The organism is Staphylococcus pseudoxylosus (genome assembly GCF_044794325.1).
Classification (GTDB): Bacteria; Bacillota; Bacilli; order Staphylococcales; family Staphylococcaceae; genus Staphylococcus; species Staphylococcus pseudoxylosus.
In genome coordinates, this window is sequence record NZ_CP085024.1 from 1092342 (window position 1) to 1118731 (window position 26390).

The following is a 26390-nucleotide window of genomic DNA, read 5'->3' on the forward strand; positions in this document are numbered from 1 at the left end:
CAAATGTATGCTAAAAGAAGGAGTAACATGTTATGGATGAGATTAAAAAGTGGAAACATATTTTTAAATTAGATCCTGCAAAGTCTATTAGTGACGAGGATTTAGAGCTAATTTGTAAATCTGGAACCGATGCTATTATGATAGGTGGTACAGATAATGTTACCGAAGATAACGTTTCACACTTAATGAAAAAAGTTAATACTCATTCCGTACCGCTAGTATTTGAATTTTCAAATGTAGATAGTATTGTACCAGGGTTTGATTTATATTTTATACCTACAGTGTTAAATAGCATGGATGTAAAGTTTCATAATGGTATGCTCTTAGAAGCACTGAAAAACTATGGGTATTTAATTGATTTTGAAGAAATAGTGTTCGAAGGTTATGTTGTTCTAAATCCAGGTTGTAAAGTAGCAAAATTAACACAAGCTAACACACAAATAACAACAGAAGACATTGAAGCTTATGCACAAATGATTAATGATATTTATAAATTACCGGTCATGTATATCGAATATAGTGGATGTTATGGAGACGTTGATATGGTAAAAGCAGCAGCTGATTCATTATCGACTACACAATTATTTTATGGTGGTGGTATTAGCGATTATAAAGAAGCAGAGGCAATGGCTTCCGTAGCTGATACAATCATCGTTGGCAACATAATTTATGAAGATATAAACAAAGCACTAAAAACAGTTAAGATAAAGGAGACACATAAATGAATGCATTAGTTAATAAAATGAATGACGAACAAAGCCAGGCAGTACGTACAACAGAGGGTCCATTACTTATAATGGCAGGCGCGGGTTCAGGTAAAACACGTGTCTTAACACATCGTATTGCTTACTTGTTAGATGAAAAAGGAGTGTCTCCGTATAATGTTTTAGCGATTACTTTTACAAATAAAGCAGCTAAGGAAATGAAAGCGCGTGTCCAAACTTTAGTTGGGGAACAAGCTGAAGTTATTTGGATGTCAACGTTCCACTCAATGTGTGTGAGAATTCTTAGAAGAGACGCGGATCGTATTGGTATTGAAAGAAACTTTACGATTATTGATCCAACTGACCAAAAATCAGTTATTAAAGATGTTTTAAAAAATGAAAATATAGATAGTAAGAAATTTGAACCTAGAATGTTTATAGGCGCAATTAGTAATTTAAAGAATGAATTAAAGACACCTGAGGATGCGCAAAAAGAAGCAAATGACTACCATACGCAAATGGTTGCGACTGTATATAAAGGTTATCAACGCCAACTTTCAAGAAATGAAGCGCTAGACTTTGATGATTTAATTATGGTGACAATCCGATTATTTGAACGTGTTCCAGAAGTATTAGATTATTATCAAAACAAATTCCAATACATCCATGTAGATGAGTATCAAGATACGAATAAAGCGCAATACACATTAGTGAAATTATTAGCATCAAAATTCAAAAATTTATGTGTAGTGGGAGATTCCGATCAATCAATTTACGGTTGGCGTGGTGCAGATATCCAAAACATCTTGTCATTTGAAGAAGATTATCCTGAGGCAAAAACAATTTTCTTAGAACAAAATTATCGTTCTACTAAAAATATATTAAATGCAGCGAATGAAGTTATTAAAAATAATTCAGAGCGTAAGCCTAAGGGATTATGGACAGGGAATACAGATGGAGATAAAATTCATTACTACGAAGCGACAACTGAACGCGATGAAGCAGAATATGTTGTACGTGAAATTATGAAACATCAACGAAATGGTAAGAAATATCAAGATATGGCAATTCTATATCGTACCAATGCACAATCACGTGTTCTGGAAGAAACCTTTATGAAATCTAATATCCCTTATACAATGATCGGGGGCCAAAAGTTCTACGATAGAAAAGAAATTAAAGATTTATTAAGTTACTTAAGAATAATTGCAAACAGTAATGACGATATTAGCTTACGTCGTGTTATTAATATACCAAAACGTGGTATTGGTCCATCTTCAGTAGATAAAATTCAAGCATATGCCGTTCAAAATGATTTGAGCATGTTTGATGCATTAGCAGAAGTTGATTTTATTGGTTTATCTAAAAAAGTAACACAAGAGTGTATAACTTTTTATGATACGATGCAAAACATCATCAAACAGCAAGAGTTTTTAGAAATTACAGAGATTGTAAATGAAGTATTAGAAAAATCAGGTTATCGTGAAATGTTAGAACGTGAGCAAACTTTAGAATCTAGAAGTAGATTAGAAAATATTGATGAGTTCATGTCTGTACCAAAAGATTATGAAGAAAATACGCCGTTAGAAGAACAATCTTTGATAAACTTCCTTACTGACTTATCATTAGTTGCTGATATAGATGAAGCACAAATTGAAAGTGGTATAACGTTGATGACAATGCATTCTGCTAAAGGTTTAGAATTTCCGATTGTTTTTATAATGGGAATGGAAGAATCGCTATTCCCGCATATTAGAGCGATTAAAAGCGATGATGAACATGAAATGCAAGAAGAAAGACGTATTTGCTATGTGGCTATTACACGTGCAGAAGAAACATTATACTTAACGCATGCTACATCTAGAATGTTATTTGGTAGACCACAGTCTAATATGGCATCTAGATTCTTAAGAGAAATCCCTGAAGATTTATTAGAAAATGAATCTAAGCGTAAGTCTACTTCTCAAAGCCAAGGAAATCGTTTCCAATCAGCTACGAAACAACCTGCTAAAAGAGCACATAGCCAAAAGACTACTGCTTCAAGGAAAGCTCAAGCAACAACTAATTGGAATGTTGGTGATAAAGTGATGCATAAATCTTGGGGTGAGGGTATGGTTAGTAATGTGAAAGAAAAAAATGGTTCAGTAGAATTAGATATTATCTTTAAATCAGAAGGGCCGAAACGCTTACTAGCACAGTTCGCACCAATTGAGAAGAAGGGGGAGTAACAAGTGGCTGATTTGCAATCACGTGTAAATGAATTACATGAATTATTAAATCAATATAGCTATGAATATTATGTTCAAGATAATCCATCCGTGCCTGATAGCGAGTATGATAAGTTGTTACACGAATTAATAGATATTGAAACAACTCATCCTGAATATCGAACAGACGATTCACCTACAGTGAGAGTAGGCGGTAGTGCGCAATCGACATTTGAGAAAGTGCAACACGATACCCCTATGCTTAGTTTAGGCAATGCATTTAACGAGGAAGATTTGAGGAAGTTTGATCAACGTATACGTGACAACATTGGTGATGTGGAGTATATGTGTGAATTAAAGATAGATGGTTTAGCTGTGTCATTAAAATATGAAAAAGGAAGATTTGTTCAAGGATTAACGCGTGGTGATGGTACAACAGGTGAAGATATAACAGAGAACTTAAAAACCATTCACGCTATTCCTTTAAAAATTAATGAACCTAGAACATTTGAAGTTCGAGGTGAGGCATATATGCCTAGAAAATCTTTTTTTAATTTGAATGAAGCTAAGGCAGAAAATGATGAACAGCCTTTTGCAAATCCAAGAAACGCAGCTGCAGGTTCACTAAGACAATTAGATTCTAAACTTGCAGCTAAACGTAAATTAAGCGTCTTTCTATATAGTGTGAATGATTTTACGCAATTTAACGCAGATACTCAAAGCGAAGCGTTAGATGAGTTAGACCAATTAGGATTTAAAACAAATCAAGCACGCCAACGTGTTCAAACGATAGACGAAGTGTTGGCATATATCGAAAAGTGGACAGATCAACGAGAAGCTCTGCCATATGATATTGATGGTATTGTCATTAAAGTGAACGCTTTAGAACAACAAGAAGAACTTGGATTTACCCAAAAATCACCGCGTTGGGCTATTGCATATAAATTCCCTGCAGAAGAAGTAATAACAGAGTTGTTAGATATTGAGTTAAGTATTGGTAGAACGGGTGTTGTGACACCAACTGCAATACTTGAACCGGTAAAAGTTGCAGGAACAACTGTTTCTCGCGCTTCGTTACATAATGAAGATTTGATACATGAGAAAGATATTAGAATTGGTGACAGTGTTGTTATTAAAAAAGCTGGAGATATTATCCCTGAAGTTATCAAGAGTGTGTTAGATAGACGTCCTGAAAATGCAGAACAATATCATATGCCTACACATTGTCCTAGTTGTGATCATGAGTTAGTAAGGATTGAAGGCGAGGTTGCATTACGCTGTATCAATCCGAAATGCCAAGCGCAATTAGTAGAAGGTTTAATACATTTTGTTTCTAGACAAGCTATGAATATTGACGGTCTAGGCACAAAAATGATTCAACAATTATACGAAAATGAACTGATAAAAGATGTAGCTGATATTTTCTATCTTACGAAAGTGGACCTAGAGCCACTTAATCGCATGGGTGAGAAAAAAATCGATAACCTGCTTAAAGCTATCGAGTTAGCAAAATCTAATTCACTTGAACAATTATTGTTTGGATTAGGTATAAGGCATCTAGGTGTGAAAGCAAGCCAAGTCATTGCAGAAAAATATAGTACCATGGATAAGTTATTTGATGTCACAGAAGAAGAATTGATAGCAATCCACGATATTGGACATAAATTAGCACAATCAGTAGTAACTTATTTAGAAAATGAAGATATTCGTGCACTTATTGAAAAATTAAAAGCTAAAAATGTTAATATGACTTATAAAGGTGTTAAGACAAGTGAACTTGAAGGACATCCTGAATTTAAAGATAAAACAATTGTCCTTACTGGTAAGCTGTATCAAATGACACGAAATGAAGCATCAAAATGGTTAGCGTTACAAGGTGCAAAAGTAACAAACAGTGTTACTAAAAGTACAGATTTAGTCATTGCAGGTGAGGACGCTGGATCTAAGCTAACTAAAGCAGAAAAATTCGGTACCGACATTTGGTCTGAAGAAGACTTTGTTCAGAAACAAAAAGAAATTGAGGGATAGAGGAGATAATGCATGAAAAGAACGATAATATTAATCATTTCAGCAATTTTTGTATTATCAGCATGTGGTCAAAACGAAGAGAAACCAAAAGAAAAATCAAATGATAATGAACAGCAACAAGAATCAGGTTCTGTAAAAGAAATAGCAACTGATAAAAATGTACAAGGTGATAACTACAGAACAATTTTACCTTTTAAAGAAAGTCAGGCTCGAGGATTATTACAAGATAATATGGCTAATAGTTATAATGGAGAAGACTTTGAAAATGGGCTTTTAGATTTAAGTAAAAGTGTATTTCCAACTGACGAATATTTATATCAAGATGGACAATACTTAGATAAATCCACAATTAATGCATTTTTAAGTCCAAAGTATACGAAATCTGAAGTAGATAAGATGGATGAAGATGAGCGTAAAGAGAAAAAAGCAAATGAGAATTTAGGACTTAACCCTTCTCATAATGGTGAAACAGATCCTGAAAAAATCGCTAAAAATTCACCAGCCTATTTATCTAACATTTTAGAACAGGATTTTTATGGTAGCGGTGATACTAAAGGTAAAAAAATCAAAGGCATGACAATAGGTTTAGCAATGAATAGTACATACTATTATCAAAAAGAAAAAGATGGCGAAACTTATAGTGAAGATTTAGATGATAAAGAAATTAAAAAGCAAGGTAAGCAAATGGCAGGGGAGATTCTATCTAGAATTCGTGAGCATAAAGAATTGAAAGAAATACCAATTCATTTTGCAATCTACAAACAAACTGGTGAAAATTCCATTGTACCTGGAGAGTTTATTGCAGGTACAACTGTTGAAGAAGGTAAAACTCGCATCAATGACTGGAAAGATATTAATCAAAAGACAGTCTTATTACCTTCACAAGAAGCGGCTGATTTAGATGAAAACTTAAATAATGATTTTAAACAGTTTAATGATGACTTACAAACTTATTTTAATAACTTTACTCAAGCAGTCGGAACAGTTAAATTTGATAAAAAAGAAGCAAAACAATTATCTGTCGATGTACCAATTGATTACTATGGTAAAGCAGAAACAATTGGTATCACCCAGTATGTGACAGAACAAGCAGAAAAATATTTTGACGGTATAGATGAATATGAAATTCATATTAAGGATGGTAATAATCCAAAAGCCTTAATCAGTAAATCAAAAGATGATAAAGAACCGCAAGTTCATATTTATAAAAATAATAATTAGTAAATAGAATATATTAAATTAACGCCCTACAAGATTGTCAATTTATGTCAATTTTGTAGGGCGTCTTTATATGATATAAATAATTAGAAAGTGTTTATTCTTTAATCATTTGTTTGACCTTATTGAGATCTTTTTCGACAAAATCTCCAGGTTTTTTAGTATATTTACTAACAAGGTAAGTTACAATCACACTTGCCAAGAAACCAGGTATGATTTCATACATACCAAATATTTCATTGATGTTAGCTAAAGGTTTTATCCAAGCAATCCAGATAATAACAACTACTGCACCTGTAATCATTCCAGATAAAGCCCCTACATGTGATAAACCTTTCCAGTATAGTGAGAAGATGACTAAAGGACTGAAAGCAGCGCCAAATCCTGCCCAGGCATTTCCGACTAAATTTAAAATAGTATCATTTGGTGACCAAGCAATCCAAATAGCAACAATGGCTACTAACAATACAGATAACCTACCAACCAAGACGAATTCTTTTTCGTGTTCTCGGGCATTATCTTCTCCACGAATTAATTTATAAAAGTCTTCAGTTAATGAACTAGAAGTTACAAGTAACTGAGATGATATTGTACTCATAATGGCTGCTAATATCGCTGCTAATAGGAAACCACCTACAAGAGGATGGAATAAAATCTGACTCATGACAATAAATAGTGTTTCAGGATCTTCTAATTGAATATTGCGTTCAGAAATAAATGCAATACCAGTAAGGCCAACTACTACAGCGCCTAACAAACCTATAACCATCCAGCTAATACCAAGTCGTCTTGCTTTAGGTAACAGTTTATGTGTTTTAATAGACATAAACCTAACGATGATATGTGGTTGGCCGAAATAGCCTAAACCCCAAGCAAATAATGAGATAATCCCTAATACTGTTGTACCTTTAAATAAGTTCATATTTGTTGGTTTCATTTCAGCTACCTGTCTAAACGTATCCAATCCACTGAGCTCTATGAGAGCAACAATGGGCACCATGACCATGGCAATTAACATGATAACGCCTTGGAAGAAGTCTGTAATCGAAACTGCTAAGTAACCTCCAAAAAAAGTATAAAATATGACAATCGCAGCTACTATAATAAGTCCCCAGTGATAGTTCAAACCAAAAGCGCTTTCGAATAATTTGCCCCCTGAAACAAAACCAGAGTGTGTATACAGCGTGAAGAAAACTACGATAATTAAACCAGAAATAATTTTTATATAATTTTTTTGATCATTCAGTCTATTTTTGAAAAAATCTGGTAATGTAATCGCATCGCCTGCGAGTTCAGTATAAACTCTCAACCTAGGCGCTACGACAAAGTAGTTCACATATGCGCCTAATGAGAGACCGATTGTTATCCACATTGCTGAAAGCCCTGTGCTATATACAGAACCAGGTAATCCCATAATCATCCAACCACTCATATCCGATGCACCAGCTGAAAGAGCGGTGACATAAGGACCAATACTTCTGCCTCCAAGCATAAATTCACTTAAATTACTTGTAGACTGTTTATACCCATAATAACCAATAACGAGTAGTATAATGAAATATATTACGATCATAATATAAGTTTGCCAACCCGCATGAACTTGATTAGCTAATGAAGTGCCCAAAATCAGCATGGTTCACCATCTCCCTTTGTCTTTATCTATTAAATTGTTGTACATGAATGATTATACAATTAAATTTATAAAAGGAGTAGTACTATTTTTATTTTTAAAAATATATTGCTTTTAACAATATATTGTTAAGCGCTTACATACTTGTGTTGTAATGATACACTTGTTATGAATTTTTGTGATTTAATATGCAAATGAAAACGATGAATCTATAGATAAGGTTAATAAAGCTATTACAATTTAAAAAATAATTGGTATAACTTACTAAATTAATTTGTTTTAATTTGCGTATATTATTGAAAAACTTAGATTTTTGGACGGAATTTTGGTACAATTTTGTAATGAATGAGTAAAAAGGAGGCTTTTATTTAATGGCTAAAGTTACACGAGAAGAAGTTGAACACATCGCTAATTTAGCAAGACTTCAAATTAATGAAGATGAAACTGCAGAAATGCAAAACACTTTAGAAAGTATTTTAAACTTTGCTAACCAAATAGATACAGCAGATACAAGTAACATTGAACCAACATATCATGTATTAGATTTACAAAATGTATTACGTGAAGATAAAGCAGTCGAGGGCATTCCCCAAGAGCTTGCATTAAAAAATGCTAAAGAGACGGAAGATGGACAATTTAAAGTACCATCTATCATGAATGAGGAGGACGCTTAAGATGACGATCCGTTATGAATCTGTGGAGAATTTAATCAGCTTAATCAAAAACAAAGAAATAAAACCATCACAAATTGTTAATGACATTTACGATGCAATTGATGAAACGGATCCAACTATTAAATCATTTCTTGCGTTAGATAAAGAAAATGCAATTAAGAAAGCACAAGAGCTTGATGAGTTACAAGCTAAGGACCAAATGGAAGGTAAGTTATTCGGTATCCCAATGGGAATTAAAGATAACATTATTACCGAAGGTGTGGAAACAACTTGTGCTAGTAAAATGCTAGAAGGATTTGTACCGATTTATGAATCAACTGTAATGAACAAGTTACATAATGAAAATGCGGTACTTATCGGTAAATTGAATATGGATGAATTTGCAATGGGTGGTTCAACAGAAACATCTTATTACAAAAAAACAGTGAATCCATTCGATCATACCGCTGTTCCAGGTGGCTCATCTGGTGGTTCAGCAGCAGCTGTAGCAGCAGGCTTAGTACCGTTTAGTTTAGGTTCAGATACTGGTGGCTCAATCCGTCAACCAGCTGCATACTGTGGTATCGTAGGTCTAAAACCAACATATGGACGTGTATCTCGTTTCGGTCTTGTTGCATTTGCATCATCATTAGATCAAATTGGTCCATTGACACGTACAGTTAAAGATAATGCACTAGTGCTAGAGGCAATTACAGGCGTTGACGAAAATGATTCAACTAGTGCTCCTGTTGAAGAAGCTGATTATACAGCTGACATAGGAAAAGACATTAAAGGTCTTAAAGTAGCTTTACCAAGTGAATATTTAGGCGAAGGTATTTCTGATGAGGTTAAAGATTCAGTTAAAGAAGCAGTTGAAACACTGAAATCATTAGGTGCAATAGTTGAAGAAGTTTCATTACCTAATACGAAGTATGGTATTCCATCTTATTATGTTATTGCATCTTCAGAAGCATCATCTAACTTATCTCGTTTTGACGGTATAAGATATGGCTATCATTCACCTGAAGCTAATTCATTAGAGGAATTATATAAAATGTCTAGAAGTGAAGGTTTTGGTGAAGAAGTTAAACGTCGTATCTTCTTAGGTACATTTGCATTAAGTTCAGGCTATTATGATGCTTTCTACAAAAAATCACAAAAAGTTAGAACTTTAATTAAAAATGACTTTGATCGTATTTTTGAAAATTATGATGTTGTAGTAGGACCTACTACACCAACTACTGCATTTAATTTAGGTGAAGAGATTGATGATCCACTTACAATGTATGCGAACGATTTACTAACAACGCCTGTAAACTTAGCAGGGTTACCAGGTATCTCTGTACCGTGTGGACAATCAAATGGTCGACCAATTGGTTTACAATTTATTGGTAAACCTTTTGATGAAAAAACATTGTACCGTGTCGCTTACCAATACGAAACACAATTCAATTTTCATAATGAATACGAAAAATTATAAGGAGTGGAAATCATGCATTTTGAAACAGTTATTGGGCTAGAAGTCCATGTTGAGTTGAAAACAGATTCTAAAATGTTCTCATCATCACCAGCGCATTTTGGAGCGAAACCAAACTCAAATACAAATGTAATTGACCTTGCATATCCTGGTGTCTTGCCAGTAGTAAATAAACGTGCAGTTGATTGGGCTATGAGAGCATCAATGGCATTAAATATGGAAATTGCTACGGAATCAAAATTTGACCGTAAAAACTATTTCTATCCAGATAATCCAAAAGCATATCAAATATCACAGTTTGACCAACCAATTGGTGAAAATGGTTATATTGATATCGAGGTTGATGGAGAGACAAAACGTATTGGTATCACACGTTTACACATGGAAGAAGATGCTGGTAAATCAACACATAAAGACGGCTATTCTTTAGTTGATTTAAATAGACAAGGTACGCCATTAATTGAAATCGTATCTGAACCAGACATTCGTTCTCCACAAGAAGCGTATGCTTACTTAGAAAAATTACGTTCTATTATTCAATACACAGGCGTTTCTGATTGTAAAATGGAAGAAGGTTCACTACGTTGTGATGCTAATATTTCTTTACGTCCATATGGTCAAGAAGAGTTTGGTACAAAAGCAGAACTTAAAAACCTAAATTCATTTACGTATGTTCGTAAAGGGCTAGAATATGAAGAAAAACGTCAAGAAGAAGAATTGTTAAACGGTGGGGAAATTCTTCAAGAAACACGTAGATTTGATGAATCTAATGGTAAAACATTATTAATGCGTGTTAAAGAAGGTTCTGATGACTATCGTTACTTCCCGGAACCAGATATTGTTCCTTTATACGTTGACGATGAATGGAAAGCGCGTGTTCGTAAAACAATTCCAGAATTACCAGATGAAAGAAAAGAAAAATATGTTAATGAATTTGGTTTACCAGCTTATGATGCACATGTACTTACACTCACTAAAGAAATGTCAGATTTCTTCGAAGGTGCTGTAGCACAAGGTGCTGACGTCAAATTAACATCTAACTGGTTAATGGGCGGAGTGAACGAGTACTTAAATAAAAACCAAATTGAATTATTAGATACTAAACTTACACCTGAAAACTTAGCTGGAATGATTAAATTAATCGAAGACGGCACAATGAGTAGTAAAATCGCTAAAAAAGTATTCCCAGAACTTGCTGAAAATGGTGGGGATGCGAAGCAAATTATGGAAGATAAAGGCTTAGTTCAAATCTCGGATGAGGCAACGCTTCTCAAATTTGTAAATGAAGCATTAGATAATAATGAACAATCAATTGAAGACTATAAAAATGGTAAAGGTAAAGCGATGGGCTTCTTAGTTGGTCAAATTATGAAAGCTTCGAAAGGCCAAGCCAATCCACAACTAGTCAATCAATTATTGAAACAAGAATTAGATAAAAGATAATAGTTCACACATAGATATTTATTAATTGTAAAATTGTAATCATGTGTACTAGATCTTCTATATACTCATACTAGTAGGCTGGGACAATTTAATTGTCCCAGCCTTAAACATTACATTACAATAGCTAAAGCTCAGGTAAACATTCAAACCCACTTCTCTAATAGAGCCAATTTTTGATTTGTTAAGTTAGTGGCTCTTACACATGAGTACCTGCTCAGCTGATCCGCTTTCAAGAGCTAGTGGGACTTATGCATGAGTGAGTTCAGCTAAACCTTATAGTCCAACTAATACAAGTCATCGTCAAGGAGAGAAAGCAATAGTTTTAAAGAAACTAAATTTCTTTGTCTCTCTTGTTCTTATACACACGGTTAGGTATTTTCTTTTAAAATTTAACCTAAAATGCTTTTATCATCTATGTAAATCATTTAATATAGGTAATGAGTATACGAAGTTGAGGGATAAATTATGAGAAAACGAGCTAGAATCATTTATAACCCAACATCTGGCAAAGAACTTTTTAAACGTACGTTACCAGATGTTTTAATTAAATTAGAAAAAGCAGGTTTTGAAACAAGTGCTTATGCAACTGAAAAAGTCGGAGATGCTACAACAGAAGCAACACGTTGTTTAGAACAAAATTACGATGTACTCATAGCCGCTGGTGGTGATGGCACTTTAAACGAAGTTATCAATGGTATAGCAGAAAAAGCCAATAGACCGAGTTTAGGTATCATTCCAATGGGCACTGTTAATGATTTTGGTCGTGCGTTACATTTACCTACCGATATAATGAGTGCGATTGATGTTATCATTGAAGGTCACATTACACGTGTAGATATAGGGAAAATGAATAGCCGCTATTTTATTAATTTAGCCGCAGGAGGACAATTAACTCAAGTATCGTATGAAACACCGAGTAAATTAAAATCCATTGTTGGACCGTTTGCATATTATATAAAAGGATTTGAAATGTTACCACAAATGAAAGCAGTAGATATCCGCATTGAATATGATGACGAATTATTTCAAGGCGAAGCACTGTTGTTTTTACTTGGTTTGACAAATTCAATGGCAGGTTTTGAGAAATTAGTACCTGACGCAAAATTAGATGATGGTTATTTTACTTTGATTATCGTTGAAAAGGCGAATCTTGCAGAACTAGGTCATATAATGACTTTAGCATCAAGAGGTGAGCATACGAAACATCCAAAGGTACATTATGAAAAGGCGAAATCTATAAGTATTTCCTCGTTTACCGATATGCAACTTAATGTAGATGGGGAATATGGTGGTAAACTACCAGGTAATTTCTTGAACTTGAAACAACATATTGAAGTTTTCACACCAAGCGATATACAAAATGAAGAAATAGTTGAACAATAAAATATAGAATAAACTACGAGGTTAGGTCAGTCTACAAATATTCCCTAACCTCTTTTAGTGTGGGGTGAAATAATGAACGCAATTCAAAAAAATGAAGTTGTAGAGGGAAAAGTTGTAGATTTAACGCACGAAGGGCATGGTGTTGTTAAATTCGATCGCTATCCTGTTTTTGTTCCTAATGCATTAATTGATGAAATAATTGAATTTAAAGTGATTAAAGTGAAAAAGAATTTTGCAATAGGTAAATTAATGACTATTAAAGAACAAAGTGAGTCGCGTGTAGAACCACCATGTGTCTATTATTATAAATGTGGCGGTTGCCAGTTACAGCATATGACTTACCAAGCACAATTAGATATGAAAAAAGAACAAGTGATAAATTTATTTCAACGAAAAGCAGGATTTAAAGATGTGGTGATACACGATACGATTGGAATGGATAATCCTTGGTATTATAGAAATAAATCACAAATTCCAGTAGGTAAAAATAATGAACATGAAATAATAACTGGGTTTTATCGTCAGCGCAGTCATGACATAATCGATATGGATGAATGTTTAATACAAGACCGTTTACATCAAGACGTAATAAACAAGGTTAAAGTATGGTTTAACGAACTTAATGTGAGTGTTTATAATGAACGTCAGAAGCAAGGATTAATGCGTCATGTCGTTATTAGAACGGGACACCACTCAAGGGAATTAATGGTTATTTTTGTCACAAATGGCAAAAAATTTAAACAAAGTGGTATCATAACAGATAGATTAGTAGCGGATTTTCCAGAAATTGTCAGTGTTAAACAAAATATAAATACAACACATTCTAATGTAATCATGGGAGACATTTCATATACTTTATATGGAAAAGATGAGATTGAAGATACATTATCTGATGTTACATTCAAAATTAATGATCAATCATTTTATCAAATTAACTCCATACAAACTGAAAAGTTATATCAACGTGCTATAGAATATGCTGAATTACAAGGTGAAGAAGTTGTGCTTGATACGTATTGCGGTATTGGTACTATCGGATTATACATGGCTCCAAAAGCGAAACATGTCTATGGGGTTGAAGTTGTTCCTGAGGCAATTAAGGATGCACAGTTAAATGCGACTATAAACCAATTTGAAAATACTACTTTTGTCTGTGGCAAGGCCGAAGATGTTATCTTAAAATGGGAATCAGAAGGAATTAAACCAGATGTAGTAATGGTTGATCCACCACGAAAAGGGTGTGACGAAACATTTTTGGAAACATTATTGGAATTAAAACCCAAAAAGATCGTCTACATTTCCTGCAATCCATCAACACAGCAACGTGATGCTCAATTACTAGCACGTCATTATAAATTAACGCAAATAACACCTGTAGATATGTTCCCACATACAACACATGTTGAAACTGTTGCGCAATTTGAGAGACTTTAGATTTAAATCATTAAGTTAATTGGATGTTTTATTATATGTAGTAATTGTGAAATTAATTAATTAGTTGTTTACTGAGTATTGCAGTTTATTGCAAATCGAGTAAGTTTGTTAAAATTTAATTACAAGCAACTAACTTTCTTGAAAAGCCCTTTATTAGTGGAGATAATCGTTGTATACTCTAGGTAATAACGAATGACATGGAGGGTTGACTGATGTTCAAAATTGATTTATTTTCAAGCAAAAAGGCGCTTGAAGGCTTTATCTTATTTCAATTTACGATTGTGATGATTAGCATTTTATTATCTTATAAATTAGCTTATTCTATGACACATATTATTGAACAGAATATTGTTTTAAATTTGTTGCTTGGCATAATAGGTTTTGCAGTTGTATACTTTTTACATGAATTTATTCACAACATTATGTTTCGAATGTTTGCAAAAGGTAATAAACCTACATATCGTATTCGATTAGGTTTAATGACAACACATATGCCAAATGTTTATTTTAAAAAATGGCAGTACATCAGCATCATGTTAGCTCCATTAGTCATCATTACAAGTGCGCTATTCGTATTATTTTCTTTCTTTGCATATTCATCGCTTATATTCATAGCATGTTTCCACATAGGATACTGTGTGTTGGATTTGTACTTTCTATCAGGTGCTTTTAATAAAAATGTGCAATTGATTGAAGACACAGAAGATGGTATTATATTTTACACTAAAGCTTCACTCCAAGACTTACAAACAGAAGCAAAATAGCATATATTTAATATAAATTGTTTTTAATGAGAGAGTTAGGATTCTACTATTAAAATACATATTGACGATACGTTCAGTGTGTATTTTAATAGCTAGAACTAACTCTTTTTTTAATGAGCAAATTTGAAGAATTAAGATATAGTAAATTGTAAGATATAAGTAATATAAAATTTGAAAAATAGTCAAAAGAGGAGGTGAGGTCATTGTCAGAGAGAAGAATCATTCATATTGATATGGATTATTTTTTTGCGCAAGTTGAAATGAGAGATAACCCCAATTTAAAAGGGAAACCAGTTATTGTAGGTGGTAAAGCAAGTGGTAGAGGCGTTGTTTCTACAGCGTCTTATGAAGCGAGAAAATATGGTGTCCATTCTGCAATGCCCACCGCTCAGGCCCATAAACTTTGTCCAAATGGTTATTATGTAACACCTCGGTTTGAAGCTTATAGGGAAGCGTCTGAACAGATCATGAATATATTTAAAAGTTATACGGATATAGTTGAGCCACTTTCATTGGATGAGGCCTATTTAGATATTACACATCTTGTCAGATCAGATTTACCCGCTTCTCATATTGCACAATATATACGAAGAGATATTTTTGAAGCGACAAAACTCACTTCATCTGCAGGTGTCTCTTATAATAAGTTTCTAGCAAAGTTAGCTAGTGGGATGAACAAACCCAACGGTTTAACTGTAATTGATTACCATAACGTACACAATATATTGATGGCGTTAGATATTGGTGATTTCCCGGGGGTAGGTAAAGCTTCGAAAGAAAAAATGCATGAGCATCATATATATACGGGGCAAGATTTATATGATCAAAGCGAGCGAGAGCTTATTAGGCTGTTTGGTAAAAGAGGTCACGGTTTATATAACAAGGCAAGAGGGGTAGACCATAATCCGGTTAAATCAACGAGGATTAGAAAATCTGTCGGCACAGAGCGAACATTTGCTACAGATATGAATGATGATGATGAAATATTACAAAAAGTTTGGGAATTAAGTAATAAAACAGCAGAACGGTTAGCTAAATTGCATAAATCGGGTAAAACAGTTACCGTTAAAATAAAGACATTTAAATTTGAAACATTATCAAAGCAACGAAGCTTACGTGACCCTGTACGGAACGAAACTGATATCTATAATGTTGCATATAGTTTATATACTGAGTTAAAAGATTCTGATACACCTATTCGACTTATAGGTGTAACCGTAGGGAACCTAGAAAGGGCGACATTCGAAAATATGACAATTTATGACTACATTTAAATTGGTTTGATTTATATAGCTTTAACAACTTAAATGTCTTAACCATGCTTAGTCTTTATCTCTAAGGTCCTTACCATACACCCTGAGCATACTTGGTAAATTGTCATAATGTTTTAAAAGTCTAAATGTAATCATGGCACAAGCTTTAGCGTCGTTTAGAGCATCGTGATGGCCATGAAAATCTAAATCGTAATATTGCATCATATAGTTTAAGCCATAACGGTGATGATGAATTGTTCTTCGTGATAATTGAAGTGAACAAAAATAAGTCATGCACGGTGTTTCAATTCCTAATGATTTAATACTTTCATGGAATACAGTCATATCAAAAGCTGCATTATGAGCTACTACAGGTAAATCACCTATAAATTTTAGCATGTATGGGTATACAGTTTTAAAAGTGGGAGCGTCTGCAACTTCTTCGGGATGAATCCCATGAACTGCAATATTTTGTTGTGAAAAGAAGTCATTAGGATTAATGAGCGTGTAAAATGTTTCTGTTATTTGATGATCAACAACTTTAACCATCCCAACAGAACAAATACTCGTACGTTTTCCATTTGCAGTTTCAAAATCTAGTGCAATAAAGGCGTCTGAATTCATGTTACATGGTTCCTTTCTTAATACTAATATGTAATGACTTTATATAAATATGGCAAACTAGTCAAGTTAGCAAAACGATTCAAAGTGGCTTTTATAACTAGTTTAAAGCATATGATATTGTGTAAGAATAAAAAAAAGAGGGAGGGGCGTATGAATCATTTTAACAAAAATTGGTTTCTAATCTGCGCCCTTTATGGTTTACCCAAGTTGGGCATGGCGTATAAAAAAATAAGATATTTATGCTATGGCATTTTAACAGCATAAATATCTTATAAATGGTTTAAATGTAAGATGAGACTTAGGCTTCCTCGTCGAAAGAACGTGCAGCTAGTTCTTTTTCATAAAGATAGAGTGTATTACTATCATCACCAATACGATTTAAATAATCGATGTGTGTTTCAAACATAGCTTCTTCTTCAACTTGTTCATCTAAAAACCAATTTAAGAATGAAATTGTCGCGTAATCTTTATCTTTATTGGCTAAATCAGATAGGTTATAGAATCTACGTGTAACGTCTTGTTCTTGCGCTAAACCATCTTTAAATGTCTCTAAAATACTTGAGAATTCTGTTTTTGGTGCAGGGATAGAACTAAATAGTGCATGGCCACCACGATCATTAATGTAGTCGTATATTTTTTTACCATGGAAACGTTCTTCTTTAGCTTGTTGGATATAGAAGTTAGCAAACCCTTCGTAAGAATTATCATCACAAAAAGCAGCCATAGCCATATATGCATGAGCCGCATAAAATTCATGATTCATTTGTTCATTTAACGCATTCAATAAGTCTTCATTTAACATAATTAATAAGCCTCCAATGCTTTTTTTTAAGTATATCAAAACTATTCATTGTAGTAAATTATACACAATAACGATAGTAAAAATACAATGGTAATTTAGATTTAGAATTGTTTGGAATACAACATAATCATGTTATAATATTCTAGTGAAGAGTAGAAGGAGGAAGTATATGAGACATTGGACTGCAACCCGATTAGCAAAAATGGCTAGGCAAGTGAGTAAAGCTGCCGGTAAAAAAGGTACAGATTTGCCAGGTCAAGTTGCTAGAAGAATAGATAAAAATATATTACGAAAATTAGCTTCTCAAGTTGACGAAATTGTCTTCATAAGTGGTACAAATGGGAAGACGACAACTTCGAATTTAATTGGTCATACATTAAGAGCTAATGATATAGAAATCATACATAATAATGAAGGCGCAAATATGGCTGCAGGTATAACATCAGCTTTTATTTTGCAAAATAATAAAGATACAAAAATTGCAGTTATTGAGATAGATGAAGGGTCAATTCCAAGAGTGCTTAATGAAGTAACGCCGACAATGATGGTTGTTACGAATTTCTTCCGAGACCAAATGGACCGTTTTGGTGAAATCGATATTATGGTCAATAACATAGCAAATGCAATCAATAATAAGGGGATTAAGTTGCTATTGAATGCAGATGATCCATTTGTTAGTAGATTAAAAATAGCTAGTGATACAGTGGTTTATTATGGGATGAAAGCATACGCTTATGAATTTGAGCAAAGTACAATGAATGAAAGTCGTTATTGTCCAAACTGTGGTCGATTATTACATTATGATTATGTACAATATAACCAAATTGGACACTACCATTGCGAATGTGGATTTAAACGTGAAGATGCAAAATACGAAGTATCTCAATTTACACTTACACCATTTATTAATTTAGGTGTAGGAACAACTACATTTAATATGAAAATAGCCGGTGATTTTAACGCGTATAATGCGATAGCAGCATACACAGTTTTGAAAGAATTAGGTTTAGATGATGAAGGGATACGACAAGGTTTCGAAACTTATACTTCGGACAATGGGCGTATGCAGTATTTTAAAAAAGATAGTAAAGAGGCAATGATTAATCTTGCGAAAAACCCTGCTGGAATGAATGCAAGTTTATCTGTGGGAGAACAATTAACTGGTAGTAAAGTTTATGTGTTGAGTTTAAACGATAATGCAGCAGATGGTAGGGATACATCATGGATATATGATGCAGATTTTGAAAAGTTAACTAGACAGCAAATTGAAGCTATTATTGTTACAGGTACACGTGCTGAGGAATTGCAATTACGATTAAAACTTGCTGGTGTTAACGTACCGATTATTTTGGAAAAGGATATATACAAAGCAACGGCTAAAACAATGGATTATAAAGAAAGTTTCACCGTGGCAATTCCAAATTATACTTCACTTGCACCAATGCTAGAACAATTAAACCACTCATTTGAGGAGGTCAAAGTGCAATGAATGAATTAACGATTTATCATTTTATGCCGGACAAATTAAATTTATATAGTGACATAGGTAACATTATTGCATTAAAGCAACGTGCCAAATTAAGAAATATTAAATTGAATGTTGTAGATGTTAACGAAACAGAAGGTGTTACATTAGATGGATGTGATATATTCTTTATTGGTGGTGGAAGTGATAGAGAACAAGCCCTTGCAACAAAAGAGTTAAGTAAAATTAAAGATACTTTAAAAGAAGCAATTGAAGATGGCATGCCAGGACTAACAATTTGTGGAGGATACCAATTTTTGGGTAGTAAATATATTACTCCTGAAGGTACAGAACTTGCGGGCTTAGATATATTGGATTTTTATACAGAATCACAAAAAGAACGTCTTACTGGTGATATCGTCATACAAAGCGAAACTTTCGGCACAATTGTTGGCTTTGAAAATCACGGCGGTCGCACATATCATCCATATGGTACGTTAGGCAAAGTAACACATGGTTATGGCAATAACGATGATGAAGCGGCAGAAGGTATTCATTATAAAAATCTATTAGGCACGTATTTACATGGTCCAATTTTACCAAAAAACCATGAAATTACAGATTACTTATTAGAGAAAGCTTGTGAACGTAAAGGTATAGAATTTGAGCCTAAACAAGTGGATAATACAGAAGAAGAAGCTGCTAAAAGTGTCATTGTTGAGCGTGTACAGAAAAATAATTAATTAAATTTAAAGAATTTACGATAAATGTTCTGAATAAAGTGTATTAAGCGTTTATGTTAATACGATAGCATGATTTAAAACTGATGCAAAAGAGTGGTATAGAAATGATTTTAGCCAAAAATCATTTTTGTACCACTCTTTTTTATTATGTATAATTAGTCGAAAATGTAACTATATATCAATTGACTAATTATAATGTTATTAAGCAAAACGATGATCTAATATGCGATAAATTAATAGTATTTCATAAATAATGTGACTCTTTATTTGGTTTTCGTCAAATTCATCTAAACCTTTGACCGATGTCTTGAGCAATGAAGCGTGACGTGGCTGGCGCTCAAAATGGCCAGTAGCATAGATGTTACTTATACTCTGTGCGATATAAAGGATAGCCAATTTTTCATCATGGGTAAATGTTACATTAGTATCTTTTGGTAAGTAGACTAAGTTTGATAAATGAGTTATAAATAATCTATTCGTGTGTGATCGAGTAGTTAATGACTTTAACCGTAACCAATCGGAGTCATTATGTTTATGGTAACTAAGTTCGTCTTTTTGATAAGCTAGTAACATTTCCACTTTCTGATTAATGTCAATTAAAGTATTTAACTGGCGATAAGGTGCACTTTTGGTAAATTTACCAAGTAGGAGTTGGCGCATTCTTAAATTAAAAAGAGCATACATTTTACGTTCTGAAGTATTAATTGAAGATTCTAATTGCTCATAATACTTTGGAGGTAAAATGATAAAGTTTACAAGGCCAGCAGTTACAAGGCCGATAATAGCTGTTAAAAGTCTGGAAAAGAAGTTGAAGAAATAAGCATCGTGAATACCTGGAATCATGGCCATTGCTGTGAGTGTTGCAACAGTCGTACCTACGTGTAAATTTAATTTTGTACACAAAATGATTGTAAATGTTGCACTAAAAGCATAGGCAAAAGGTGATTGATCACCGAAGATAAATGTAAATACTACGGCAAATAAAGCGCCAATAATTGTTGCTGGCAGTCTTCGATAGCCTTTTTTCAGAGAAGCTTTAGCAGTCGGTTCAATCGTAACAATTGCTGTTAAAATTGCAAAAATAGGGTTTAAGTCTAAAGCTAAACAGAAAAATGCTGTTAAAAATGTAGCTAATCCTGTTTTGATTGTGCGTGCGCCAATAATCTTTTTATACCAAATGTCATTCATAGAAAAACTCCTAATGGTATGTATAGTCGTCAAACCAATATGAAATATTAAAAGTAGTCATGTCATTCGTTCCATAAAATGTTAAACTATACATGTTAAAATTTTCTAATTTATTATATCAAAAAAATTCTGCTATAATAAGGGAGAATATAATATATATAAAGGAACGGGATAATATGATCGTAAAAACAGAAGAAGAATTAACAGCTTTAAAAGATATTGGTTACATATGTGCTTTAATAAGAGATAAAATGCAAGCTGCTACTAAACCAGGTGTAACTACTAAAGAGTTAGATGATATAGCAAAAGTATTATTTGAAGAACACGGTGCAATCTCAGCACCAATTCACGATGAAAACTTTCCAGGTCAAACGTGTATCAGTGTGAACGAAGAAGTTGCTCACGGTATTCCGGGTAAGCGTAAAATAAATGAGGGTGATTTGGTAAACATTGATGTATCAGCCTTAAAAAATGGTTATTATGCAGATACAGGCGTTTCATTTGTTGTTGGTGAAGCTGACAATCCCTTAAAACAAAAAGTTTGTGACGTAGCACTAGAGGCCTTTGAAGCAGCGATGACTAGAATTAAACCCGGTGCGAAACTAAGCCAAATTGGTAAAGCAGTGCATGCAACTGCACGTAAAAACAATCTTACTGTAATTAAAAACTTAACTGGACATGGTGTTGGCCAATCATTACATGAAGCACCAAACCACGTGATGAACTATTACGAACCAAAAGATAAAACGTTACTAAAAGAAGGTACAGTCATAGCAGTAGAACCATTTATTTCTACAAAAGCAACATACGTTACTGAAGGAAAGAATGAATGGGCATTTGAAACAAAAGATAAAAGTTTTGTGGCTCAAATTGAACATACTGTCATTGTGACAAAAGATGGACCAGTATTAACTACTAAAATAGATTAGATAGTGTTTCGGTCTAAAGTCCTAATATAAGATGGTTCCGGAGCCTATATTAAAGGCTCCGGATATTTTTTATAATAGAAGCTAATCAATCATGAGGTGATTCTATGAATTATATTAAGACTTACTTAGAAAAAATGACAAAAAACACTTTCTATACTAGTTTAGTAGAATATAGACAGTATTTAGATAAAAAATTAAGAAGTATTGAAATGTACATAAATTATTTACTCGAAAGAAAAGTTTATGTAGCAAAATTAATTGATAATTTAACCTTATCATTAGAAAATAAGTATATTGATATGATAGATGAAGATTACATTTATTGTGCTCAAGAGATTGAGGATATCGAAATAGATAGAATAAAAAATGATTTAAATGAAATGGAAGCAGACTACGCTCGAATCGAATCCGATCTATCACAACAAGCAGTTGAAAGAGCAAATATCGAAACTGAGTGTGATTTAATCGAACGCATAAGTTTAGTCGCTTGAAGAAAGGTGGCGAAACATGACTCATAAATATATATCGACAGAGATGCTTATTGTTTTTACAGCATTGATGATTATTGCCAATTTTTACTATATTTTCTTTGAAAAAATTGGCTTTTTACTTGTTTTATTACTTGGTTGTATTTTAGTTTATGTAGGTTATATTTATTTTCATAAAGTACGTGGGCTACTCTCGTTTTGGATAGGGGTCTTGTTAATTGCATTTACGTTGCTTTCTAATAAATACACGATTATAATCTTGTTTGTATTTTTAATAGTACTTATTGTGAGATACATTATTTATAGATTTAAACCTTTAAAAATAACTGCTGCTGAAGAAGAGGTAGATACGCCAGATTTTATAAAACAAAAATGGTTTGGAGAACAACGTACACCTGTATATGTATATAAATGGGAAGACATACAGGTACAACATGGTATTGGAGATATCCATATCGATATGTCGAAAGCGGCAAATATTAAAGAGAATAATACGCTAGTTATCCGTCATATTATTGGGAAAGTACAAATTATCGTCCCATTGAACTACAATATAATATTGCATTTCACAACGTTATATGGCAACGCTTATGTAAATGAGACGTCTTATAAAGTCGAGAACAATAATATCAAAATTATCGAGGAAACTAAAGAGGATAATTATGCTGTGAACATTTATGTTTCATCCTTCTTAGGTGATGTTGAGGTGATTTATAAATGAATCACTATATTAGAGCAATAGGTTCAATGTTGATATTAGTTTATAGTACATTTTTTGCTATATTTTTTATTGATAAAGTATTTGTTAATATTATGTACTTTCAAGGTATGTTTTATACGCAAATATTTGGTATACCCGTCTTATTATTTTTAAATCTAATGGTTATTTTGCTCTGTATTATTGTAGGTTCTGTATTAGCATATAAAATAAACCAACAAAACCATTGGTTGAAAGACCAAATAGAAAGGTCGATAGAAGGGCAAACTGTAGGGATAAATGATCAAAATATAGAATTGTATAACGAAACCATTGATTTATATCAAACGTTAGTCCCTTTAAATCAAGAAGTACATAAATTAAGGATGAAAACGCAAAATTTAACAAATGAATCATATAATATAAATGATGTAAAAGTGAAAAAAATTATTGAAGATGAACGACAAAGGTTAGCACGCGAACTACATGATTCGGTGAGTCAACAGTTGTTCGCAGCTAGTATGATGTTATCAGCAATAAAAGAAACAAAATTAGAAGCCCCTTTAGATCAACAAATTCCAGTACTAGAGAAAATGATACAAGATTCTCAGCTAGAAATGAGAGCTTTATTATTACATTTAAGACCTATAGGCTTGAAAGATAAATCGCTTGGTGAAGGTATTAAAGATTTAGTTGTAGATTTACAGAAAAAAGTACCGATGAAAGTTATACATGATATAGAAGAATTTAAAGTACCTAAAGGTATAGAAGATCATTTATTTAGAATTACACAAGAAGCTATATCGAATACATTAAGGCATTCAAAAGGAACTAAAGTGACCATAGAGTTATTCAATAGAGATGATTATTTATTATTGAGAATACAAGATAATGGTAAAGGCTTTAATGTAGATGATAAGGTAGAACAAAGTTATGGTTTGAAAAATATGCGTGAACGTGCACTAGAGATTGGTGCAACGTTTCATATTGTGTCACTACCTGATGCAGGTACGAGAATTGAAGTTAAAGCCCCATTAAATAAGGAGGATTCATATGCCGATTAAAGTTTTATTTGTGGACGACCATGAAATGGTCCGAATTGGAATATCTAGCTATTTATCAACACAACCAGATATTGATGTTGTAGGAGAAGGGAAATCTGGAAAGGAAGCAATTGAAAAGGCGCACCAATTGAATCCAGATTTAATATTAATGGATTTGTTAATGGATGATATGGATGGTGTTGAAGCAACTGAACAAGTGAAAAAAGATTTACCTCATATGAAGGTAGTCATGCTTACGAGTTATATAGAAGATAACGAAGTATACCGTGCGCTTGATTCAGGTGTGGATAGCTACATTTTAAAAACAACAAGCGCTAGTGATATTGCAGAGGCAATAAGAAAAACTTATAACAATGAATCGGTTTTTGAAGCGGAAGTTTTAGTTAAGATGAGAAATAGGATGAAACAACGTGCAGAATTATATGAAATGTTAACAGAGCGTGAGATGGAAATCTTATTATTAATTGCAAAAGGCTACTCAAATCAAGAAATAGCAAGTGCCTCACATATTACAATTAAAACCGTTAAAACACATGTAAGTAATATTTTGAGTAAATTAGAAGTACAAGATAGAACACAAGCTGTTATTTACGCTTTTCAACACAACTTAATTCAATAAGTTACAAAGTATTTAATAAATAAAGGCTAAAACAGAAACGTAATCATTTAATACGTTGAGTTTTAGCCTTTATTTTTATATAAAGATGAGGCGATTTAGCCATAATCGGTATATTAAGTTAGCAGGATTTGTATCTGAACTTCAGCTCAGGTAATCTTTTTATATTTATTAAGCTAGTCATCTCTGCTTTCTAAGAATGGCGAAAATTTTTAAATAAATTAGATTTTTATCCTGCTCTCATAACTAGAAATATTGTAGTATTGTTAAAATTTATTGGTTATTATCTTTACTATTGTTTGAATCAGTAGCTAAATTTACATCTTCTGAATTAGAGTCTTGTTGTTCAGAAGGCGTATGATTTTGCTTGATTTTCGCAAAAGTTTGTTCTTCAGGTGTCTTACCAACAACAACTTTTCTTTGATGGAAAATTGCATTGATTTCAGCACCTATAATGATAATAAAACCAGTGATATATAACCAAAGCATTAATATAATAATACCAGCGATACTACCGTACGTTTTAGAATAATTGGAAAAATTAGATATATATATACCAAATAAGTATGAACCAGCTAAGAAAACGATAGTTGCGAAGATAGCGCCAGGTATGACAGACATTAACTTAATTTTAACATTTGGAGCTAAGGTATATAAGACCATGAATGCAATCAAGACGACAATTACTGGAAGTACATAGCGAATTGTATCAAATACCCATTTCACTTGTTCTCCAAGTCCAAGTGGACCGAATAATAAATCGCCAATTTGTTGACCAAATGTCGGTAATACAAGTGCTACTGGCATAACAATAATCATAGCTAATGTAAATAAAACACTAAATAATTTTGAAACAATAAAATTTCTACTATCTTCAACATCGTAGGCAACGTTAAATGAATTCATCAATGCAGTCATTCCATTTGATGCTGACCATAATGCTAAGATTAAACCTACAGATAAAATACTACCACTAGCATTACTCATGATATCACCAATGATGTCAGCTACCTGTGAAGCATAAGCAGGTGGCACATGATCTTTAATCATGTCTCTAATAGTAGATTGTTTTACACCTACTACAGGAACTATTGATAATAAAAATAATAGCATCGGGAATAGGGATAACATAAAATAATAAGACAGTTGTGCTGATAAACCAGATGCGTCATCTTTTCCTATTCTATATACTAAATAAGAGAAAAAATTAGAATCTTTGGTATATTTTGCTGGTTTGTTAATACGTGATACAAAGAACGCTTGATTGTCCTTTTTGGGTGATTTTGATTTGAATTCGTCAGGTGTAATATATGTACGATCACGTTTAATCTGCTCACTACTATTTTTGTTTGAGTCCTTATTTTCCATCTCTTTAGCAGAATTTAAAAAGTTAGAATTAGTTTTTTCTTTTTTAGACATATCAAAACTCCTTATGTATTTATATTTTTAATATACTTTAAAATGATAATAAGGTAAATATGTGTTGCAATATTCTTACTATAAACATGAAATGAATAATTTCAGATAATATTGTGAATCATAAAATAATATAAAAAGGAGCGAGACAGAAATCAAGAGTT

The 26390-nt window shown here is 32.9% G+C and carries 23 protein-coding genes; 18 read left to right on the forward strand and 5 right to left on the reverse strand.

The window, feature by feature from the left end:
• Window positions 1-32: 32 nt before the first annotated feature.
• From LG295_RS05125 to LG295_RS05140, 4 genes are read left to right on the forward strand one after another with little or no spacing between them, the layout of a single operon-like run.
• Window positions 33-725 carry a heptaprenylglyceryl phosphate synthase gene (locus LG295_RS05125; RefSeq protein ID WP_107557947.1) on the forward strand — a complete coding sequence of 231 codons (693 nt, stop codon included), beginning with the start codon at window positions 33-35 and terminating at the stop codon, window positions 723-725.
• Window positions 722-2932, forward strand: coding sequence for a DNA helicase PcrA (gene pcrA, locus LG295_RS05130; protein ID WP_404476610.1), 2211 nt, complete (start codon window positions 722-724; stop codon window positions 2930-2932). The genes LG295_RS05125 and pcrA overlap by 4 nt, the downstream gene beginning before the upstream one ends.
• A gap of 3 nt (window positions 2933-2935) precedes the next feature.
• A complete protein-coding gene (gene ligA, locus LG295_RS05135; RefSeq protein WP_326028970.1) occupies window positions 2936-4939 on the forward strand; it encodes an NAD-dependent DNA ligase LigA in 2004 nt (667 codons plus the stop codon).
• A 12-nt stretch (window positions 4940-4951) separates the two neighbouring features.
• The gene (locus tag LG295_RS05140; RefSeq protein WP_107531211.1) at window positions 4952-6160 is read left to right on the forward strand and encodes a CamS family sex pheromone protein; all 1209 of its coding nucleotides are present in this window, start codon (window positions 4952-4954) and stop codon (window positions 6158-6160) included.
• Window positions 6161-6254: 94 nt separating this feature from the next.
• Here LG295_RS05140 and putP read toward each other — a convergent pair whose 3' ends face one another.
• On the reverse strand, window positions 6255-7790 hold the full coding sequence (putP, locus tag LG295_RS05145) for a sodium/proline symporter PutP (protein ID WP_326028969.1): 1536 nt from the start codon (window positions 7788-7790) through the stop codon (window positions 6255-6257).
• A gap of 368 nt (window positions 7791-8158) precedes the next feature.
• Here putP and gatC point away from each other — a divergent pair, with 368 nt between their 5' ends.
• From gatC to dinB, 7 genes are all read left to right on the forward strand, one after another.
• Window positions 8159-8461 (forward strand): Asp-tRNA(Asn)/Glu-tRNA(Gln) amidotransferase subunit GatC, encoded by a 303-nt coding sequence (gene gatC, locus LG295_RS05150; RefSeq protein WP_107530764.1) that lies wholly within the window; start codon window positions 8159-8161, stop codon window positions 8459-8461.
• A gap of 1 nt (window position 8462) precedes the next feature.
• A complete protein-coding gene (gene gatA, locus LG295_RS05155; RefSeq protein ID WP_107530765.1) occupies window positions 8463-9920 on the forward strand; it encodes an Asp-tRNA(Asn)/Glu-tRNA(Gln) amidotransferase subunit GatA in 1458 nt (485 codons plus the stop codon).
• 12 nt (window positions 9921-9932) lie between these two features.
• Window positions 9933-11360: an Asp-tRNA(Asn)/Glu-tRNA(Gln) amidotransferase subunit GatB gene (gene gatB, locus LG295_RS05160; protein WP_107530766.1), complete on the forward strand. Its 1428-nt coding sequence runs from the start codon at window positions 9933-9935 to the stop codon at window positions 11358-11360.
• A gap of 465 nt (window positions 11361-11825) precedes the next feature.
• Window positions 11826-12743, forward strand: coding sequence for a diacylglycerol kinase (locus tag LG295_RS05165; protein WP_326028967.1), 918 nt, complete (start codon window positions 11826-11828; stop codon window positions 12741-12743).
• 72 nt (window positions 12744-12815) lie between these two features.
• The gene (rlmD, locus tag LG295_RS05170; protein ID WP_404476617.1) at window positions 12816-14177 is read left to right on the forward strand and encodes a 23S rRNA (uracil(1939)-C(5))-methyltransferase RlmD; all 1362 of its coding nucleotides are present in this window, start codon (window positions 12816-12818) and stop codon (window positions 14175-14177) included.
• 212 nt (window positions 14178-14389) lie between these two features.
• On the forward strand, window positions 14390-14941 hold the full coding sequence (locus LG295_RS05175; protein ID WP_326001162.1) for a DUF3267 domain-containing protein: 552 nt from the start codon (window positions 14390-14392) through the stop codon (window positions 14939-14941).
• A 203-nt stretch (window positions 14942-15144) separates the two neighbouring features.
• Window positions 15145-16215, forward strand: a complete 1071-nt coding sequence (gene dinB, locus LG295_RS05180) for a DNA polymerase IV (protein WP_326020928.1) — start codon at window positions 15145-15147, stop codon at window positions 16213-16215.
• A 48-nt stretch (window positions 16216-16263) separates the two neighbouring features.
• On the opposite strand, the gene LG295_RS05185 is transcribed toward dinB, so the two are convergent.
• Both LG295_RS05185 and LG295_RS05190 read right to left on the reverse strand, forming a co-directional pair.
• Complete coding sequence (locus LG295_RS05185; RefSeq protein WP_107530770.1) at window positions 16264-16818, reverse strand: 3'-5' exonuclease; 555 nt, start codon at window positions 16816-16818, stop codon at window positions 16264-16266.
• Window positions 16819-17116: 298 nt separating this feature from the next.
• The gene (locus LG295_RS05190) at window positions 17117-17620 is read right to left on the reverse strand and encodes a ferritin (protein ID WP_107530771.1); all 504 of its coding nucleotides are present in this window, start codon (window positions 17618-17620) and stop codon (window positions 17117-17119) included.
• A gap of 169 nt (window positions 17621-17789) precedes the next feature.
• Here LG295_RS05190 and LG295_RS05195 point away from each other — a divergent pair, with 169 nt between their 5' ends.
• Together LG295_RS05195 and LG295_RS05200 are read left to right on the forward strand one after the other, a co-directional pair.
• Window positions 17790-19109, forward strand: a complete 1320-nt coding sequence (locus LG295_RS05195) for a Mur ligase family protein (RefSeq protein WP_107530772.1) — start codon at window positions 17790-17792, stop codon at window positions 19107-19109.
• The gene (locus LG295_RS05200; RefSeq protein ID WP_107530773.1) at window positions 19106-19828 is read left to right on the forward strand and encodes a type 1 glutamine amidotransferase; all 723 of its coding nucleotides are present in this window, start codon (window positions 19106-19108) and stop codon (window positions 19826-19828) included. Before LG295_RS05195 ends, LG295_RS05200 begins: the two co-directional genes overlap by 4 nt.
• Before the next feature lie 201 nt (window positions 19829-20029).
• On the opposite strand, the gene LG295_RS05205 is transcribed toward LG295_RS05200, so the two are convergent.
• Window positions 20030-21016 carry an aromatic acid exporter family protein gene (locus tag LG295_RS05205; RefSeq protein WP_107530774.1) on the reverse strand — a complete coding sequence of 329 codons (987 nt, stop codon included), beginning with the start codon at window positions 21014-21016 and terminating at the stop codon, window positions 20030-20032.
• A gap of 176 nt (window positions 21017-21192) precedes the next feature.
• Here LG295_RS05205 and map point away from each other — a divergent pair, with 176 nt between their 5' ends.
• The 5 genes from map to LG295_RS05230 all read left to right on the forward strand — a co-directional run bounded on the left by map (window position 21193) and on the right by LG295_RS05230 (window position 24813).
• On the forward strand, window positions 21193-21945 hold the full coding sequence (map, locus tag LG295_RS05210) for a type I methionyl aminopeptidase (protein WP_107557952.1): 753 nt from the start codon (window positions 21193-21195) through the stop codon (window positions 21943-21945).
• A 104-nt stretch (window positions 21946-22049) separates the two neighbouring features.
• Window positions 22050-22436, forward strand: coding sequence for a hypothetical protein (locus LG295_RS05215; RefSeq protein ID WP_107530776.1), 387 nt, complete (start codon window positions 22050-22052; stop codon window positions 22434-22436).
• A gap of 16 nt (window positions 22437-22452) precedes the next feature.
• Window positions 22453-23154 (forward strand): cell wall-active antibiotics response protein LiaF, encoded by a 702-nt coding sequence (liaF, locus tag LG295_RS05220; RefSeq protein WP_107530777.1) that lies wholly within the window; start codon window positions 22453-22455, stop codon window positions 23152-23154.
• On the forward strand, window positions 23151-24194 hold the full coding sequence (locus tag LG295_RS05225) for a sensor histidine kinase (protein ID WP_107557953.1): 1044 nt from the start codon (window positions 23151-23153) through the stop codon (window positions 24192-24194). The genes liaF and LG295_RS05225 overlap by 4 nt, the downstream gene beginning before the upstream one ends.
• Window positions 24184-24813 (forward strand): response regulator transcription factor, encoded by a 630-nt coding sequence (locus LG295_RS05230; protein WP_017723494.1) that lies wholly within the window; start codon window positions 24184-24186, stop codon window positions 24811-24813. Before LG295_RS05225 ends, LG295_RS05230 begins: the two co-directional genes overlap by 11 nt.
• 270 nt (window positions 24814-25083) lie before the next feature.
• Here the strand turns inward: LG295_RS05230 and LG295_RS05235 are convergent, their stop codons facing one another.
• Window positions 25084-26229 (reverse strand): YihY/virulence factor BrkB family protein, encoded by a 1146-nt coding sequence (locus LG295_RS05235; protein WP_107530779.1) that lies wholly within the window; start codon window positions 26227-26229, stop codon window positions 25084-25086.
• Between the last annotated feature and the right edge of the window lie 161 nt (window positions 26230-26390).